The organism is Stenotrophomonas sp. P5_B8 (assembly GCF_054049855.1).
In genome coordinates this window covers 1-3606 of sequence record NZ_JBFULO010000392.1, presented here as the reverse complement: position 1 = coordinate 3606, position 3606 = coordinate 1, and the positions used below count along the sequence as shown (strand labels likewise).

The window sequence follows — 3606 nt, the reverse complement described above, 5'->3', positions numbered from 1 at the left end:
GCTCATTGCAGTCTGTCTCCCAGGCGGTCTTCCCGTCCCCCCATCATAACCATGCGCTGAACCGATCTGCAGGCCGGTCAACCGATCGGGCGCTGGGGCGTTCTCACGGTATCCCCCTGCGCGAGCGCTACCCTGTGCTGGTGAGCCCTACCTTGCAGACACTGCCCGACCAGGCCGACGCCGCGCTGCCGGTGTCGCTGGATGCGTTCCTGGCCGGGATCGGCCCGCGCGCGTTCCGTTTCGCCGAGGCTGGCCTGCGCCAGCGCGACGATGCGTTGGATGCGGTGCAGGACGCGATGCTGCGCATGTTGTCCTACCAGGACAAGCCGGCCGCCGAGTGGGCGCCGCTGTTCTGGAGCATCCTGCGCCGACGCGTGGTGGACCTGCAGCGCCGACGCGGCTTCCGCCTGCGCTTCTGGCGCAGCAGCGACGAGGAAGGCGGCGACCATGACATCGACTGGGCCGATTCGGCGCCCGGCCCGGCGCAGGCCCACGAACAGCGTCAACAGTACGCGCAGCTGGTGGCGGCACTGCGCGAACTGCCTGCGCGCCAGCGCGAGGCCTTTACCCTTCGCGTACTGCAACAGCTGGACGGCGCCTCCACCGCCAAGGCCATGGGCTGCAGCGAAGGCGCGGTCAAAACCCATCTTTCGCGCGCCCGGCAGGCGCTGCAGCAGCACCTGGAGATCGAACTGTGAGYCGCCCCGTCACCCCACCCGTCCTCGATGACACCGCCCTGCGCGCGTTGCATGCGCAGGCCCTGCAGCAGCTGTCGCCGGCCACGCTGGCGCGGCTGCGCCGCGACCGCCAGGCCGCTGCGCCACGGCGTGGGCGCGTGCATGGCTGGTGGATGGCTACTGCCTGCTCGGCCGTGGCTGCGCTGGCGCTGGGTTACAGTTTCACCGTCAACCCGCCAACCACACCGGCCGCACCGCCGGTGACGAGCACGGTGGATGACAGCAGCGATGTGCTCGACGAGAATCCCGACCTGTACGTGTGGCTGGGCACGACCGACCTGGCAATGGAGTGAACATGACACCGCGACTGATCCTGGCGTTGCTGCTGCTGTGCGCGAGCGCGGCGGCCGGGGCGCAGAGCCCGACCCTGCCCGACTGGGAGCGGCTGACCCCGCAGCAACGCGAGGCGCTGATCGCGCCGGTCCGCGACCGCTGGAACGATGCATCGCCGCCACAGCGCGAGCGCATGCTGCAGCACGGCCAGCGCTGGCAAAGCATGACCCCCGAGCAGCGCGAGCTGGCCCGGCGCGGTCGGCACCGCTTCGAGAACATGAACCCGGAACAGCGCGAGCAGGCCCGTGCGCTGTTCGCGCAGATGCGCGAGCTGAGCCCGGCCCAGCGCGACGACCTGCGCGAACGCTGGTCGAAGATGACCCCCGAGCAGCGCCAGGAGTGGCTCAAGGCCAATCCGGTCAAAGACGCGCCGCCGCCGAAGCGCTGAGGGCGCGTCTCGGGTGGAGCCACGCTGTGCGTGGCTGCTTTTTGGTCTGGCATCGCGGGCAGCCACCCATGGGGTGGCTCTACCGGGTTGCGGGATGACTGGGTAAAGCCACGCCATGCGTGGCTGCTTTTCGGTCTGGTATCGCGGGCAGCCACCCATGGGGTGGCTCTACCGGGTTGCGGGATGGCTGGGTAGAGCCACGCCATGCGTGGCTGCTGTTCGCCTCAGCCGCCGGCTATCCAGCGGGTCTTGGCCAACAGCTCGTCGTCCCAGTCGAAACCAATCGCCCCGTCCTTGAGGAACAGCGCCACGAAGTTGTAGACGTTGCGCGCATACATCTCGCTGGCGTGCACCGCACCGAGGCTGGCCAGGTCGAGCGGCCCATCGACGGTCACCCCGTCGACATCCACCACCTCACCGGGCCGGGTTGCCTCGCAGTTGCCGCCGGTCTCGGCCGCCAGGTCGACGATCACGCTGCCTGGCTTCATGCCCTGCACCATCGCGGTGGTGACGATCTTCGGCGCCGGGCGCCCGGGCACCGCTGCGGTGCAGATCACCACATCGACCAGCCGCAGGTGCTCGCCGAGACGACGCTGCTGCTCGGCGCGCTCCTCCTCGGTCAGCGGCCGCGCGTAACCGCCCTCACCGACCGCGCTCACGCCCAGGTCGAGGAACTTGCCACCCAGCGATTCGATCTGCTCACGGGTCTCCGGCCGCACATCGAAGCCCTCCACCTGGGCGCCCAACCGGCGCGCGGTGGCGATCGCCTGCAGCCCGGCCACGCCGGCACCGACGACCAGCACCCGCGACGGACGAATGGTGCCGGCCGCAGTGGTCAGCATCGGGAAGAAGCGCGGTGCGCGCTGCGCGGCGATCAGCGTGGCCTTGTAGCCGGCCATGCCGGCCTGAGAACTGAGCACGTCCATTGATTGGGCGCGGGTGGTGCGCGGCAGGCGTTCCAGCGGGAAGGCCTGCAGCCCCCGCGACTGGATCAACCCGGCGCGTTCGGCATCGGCCTGCGGGTGCAGCATGCCGACCAGGCTGGCGCCGGATTTGAGCTGGCCCAGCCGCACGTTGTCCGGCGGCTGCACGCACAACACGATGTCGGCCACGGCCAGGCGCGCGTCGTCGGCCAACTGCGCGCCGACGTCCAGATAGGCCTGGTCAGGAAAACCCGCCGCCTGTCCGGCCGCGGGCTCGAACCACACCGTCGCGCCCAGGGCGGCCAGCTTGCGCGCCGTCTCCGGCGTCATCGCCACGCGTCGCTCGCCCGGCGCGCGTTCCCGTACCACCAGCACATCGACAGCCATGCATGTCCCCGACGATCAGCAGAGTGTGGGGGGATCGTAACCTGATCGCGGCATGGACGCCTGCCGCCTCAGGTCGTTGGCGCACTGCCGCCGGGCAGGGCCCGGTGCTACCGGCTCAATGCACGGTGGCGTTCTTGTTGTCCAGCCGGTCGATCACGCCCTGCATGGCGCTGTCGAAGGCACCATCGTCGATATGCGCGCGCAGGCGGCCCAGCCGCACCATCACCGCAAGTTCTTCCGGCGAGGCCACGCAGAAGCGCACGCCACGACGATTGACGAACAGCAGGCGCGAGGAAATCGGACTCACCCAGGACAGCTTGCCGGCCTGCACCTTGCCGTCCTTGTCCACGAAGTCCAGCCACGTGCCGATCTCCAGGCCGCGGAAACGGTCCGCATCGGCGTTGTCGAAATCGCTGACGTCCACCTTGCTGCCCAGCTCGACGGCAGCGGTTTCCTGCACCGGGGGGGTGGGCAACGCCACCTGCGGCAATTCGGGCAGCGCGCGCTCCAGTTCCGGGCGCGATTCGGCGATGCCCTGCAGGGTGTCGTGCAGCGCATCGATCGCGCCGGTGGCCGCATCGGCATGCACGCCGACACTGGCAAACACCTTGCGCAGCGACGCGTGCCAGGCCTGCAGCCAAGGCTTGCCGACAATCTGCCGGCGCGCCTCGGCCACTTCTTCCAGCAAGCCGTCAGCCAGTGCCAGCGCCTCGCCGACCGATGCGCCGTCTTCGCCCTCGCGCAGCACGCTCAGGGTCAGGTGGTGCTGCCACGGCTGACGCAGGAATTCGCCGATGGCCTGTGGCAGCGTCGCATCGGCGATGCGCCGGTCCAGCTC

General features: G+C 69.8%; 5 protein-coding genes. 3 read left to right on the top strand and 2 right to left on the bottom strand.

Annotated elements, in window-relative coordinates; all coding sequences use genetic code 11:
* Window positions 1-152 precede the first annotated feature (152 nt).
* The 3 genes from ACXJKH_RS16940 to ACXJKH_RS16930 are packed head-to-tail and all read left to right on the top strand — an operon-like array spanning window position 153 to window position 1458.
* Entirely contained in the window at window positions 153-698 is a 546-nt protein-coding gene (locus ACXJKH_RS16940; protein WP_457321066.1) for an RNA polymerase sigma factor, read from the top strand.
* On the top strand, window positions 695-1030 hold the full coding sequence (locus ACXJKH_RS16935; protein WP_457321064.1) for a hypothetical protein: 336 nt from the start codon (window positions 695-697) through the stop codon (window positions 1028-1030). Before ACXJKH_RS16940 ends, ACXJKH_RS16935 begins: the two co-directional genes overlap by 4 nt.
* A gap of 2 nt (window positions 1031-1032) precedes the next feature.
* Window positions 1033-1458, top strand: a complete 426-nt coding sequence (locus ACXJKH_RS16930; RefSeq protein WP_256774984.1) for a DUF3106 domain-containing protein — start codon at window positions 1033-1035, stop codon at window positions 1456-1458.
* Window positions 1459-1682: 224 nt separating this feature from the next.
* Here ACXJKH_RS16930 and ACXJKH_RS16925 read toward each other — a convergent pair whose 3' ends face one another.
* Window positions 1683-2768: an NAD(P) transhydrogenase subunit alpha gene (locus ACXJKH_RS16925; protein ID WP_457321061.1), complete on the bottom strand. Its 1086-nt coding sequence runs from the start codon at window positions 2766-2768 to the stop codon at window positions 1683-1685.
* A 115-nt stretch (window positions 2769-2883) separates the two neighbouring features.
* Window positions 2884-3606, bottom strand: a 723-nt coding sequence (locus ACXJKH_RS16920; RefSeq protein WP_457321059.1) for a DUF1631 family protein, incomplete at its 5' end; no start/stop codon positions are given.